Origin of the sequence: Bacillus sp. AFS012607 (assembly GCF_002558005.1) — a bacterium.
Lineage (GTDB): Bacteria > Bacillota > Bacilli > Bacillales > Bacillaceae_G > Bacillus_A > Bacillus_A thuringiensis_S.
Genome location: NZ_NTVM01000004.1, coordinates 1 through 765, shown reverse-complemented (window position 1 = coordinate 765; position 765 = coordinate 1). Strand labels below are relative to the sequence as shown.

Below are 765 nucleotides of genomic sequence, written 5' to 3'. Positions count from 1 at the left end.
ACCATTTAATTTGTCATGGACAAATCCCGTTCCAATTAGATATAGCTTCAAAGATAGGAATATCATAATCGTTGCTATAAATATATTGAGAATATTGGATAACACAGCTTTTAACTTTTGACCGTTCGCAACATCCGCTGGTGCTAATAGGTTCGCTAACAAGTAGTTAAATGCTAACTCATAAAATAATCTAGCTAATTTAATACTTACTAATAACAAAGTTAATCCTGTTATCAGCAAAGTAAAGAATATATTCCAGAAATTCCAATGCCAGCGATAATACTTTTCTGGGAAGAAATCAAACCATCCATCTTTTAATTCAGCTAAAGATGCAACTCCCATCCCATCCATTACTCTTTTATTTTTTAAAATTTCCTGTCCGTCATCTGATAACTTTTTATCCTTTGCAAATTCAAAATCTTTATCTATTTTTTCAGTAATATCTATCTGCCTGATGTTTTTTTCTGGAATATGATTCTTCGGATTCATGTCTTCTTTCTTTTTCCATTTATTTTCATCTATTACTGCTATATCTGTTATATTCTTCTTAATAATTTCATCACTTAAGGAACCTTTTTGTTCTGATTTTACAACTGCTATGGCATCATCGGTGAACTTATCAACCTTTGTCATACCAGTACTTAATAAACAAAGTACACTCAATGTTATGAAAATATTAATGATAATTTGAGAACGGTTCATTTGTTTGTTCATAATGAACATATAGCCAATATATAAAAACGATATGGCTAAAAGAACGACAAA

General features: G+C 30.1%; 1 protein-coding gene. It reads right to left on the bottom strand.

The annotated features are described in order from the left end of the window. A partial coding sequence (locus CN409_RS32230; RefSeq protein ID WP_346426537.1) for a pLS20_p028 family conjugation system transmembrane protein occupies positions 1-765 on the bottom strand: 765 nt, incomplete at both ends.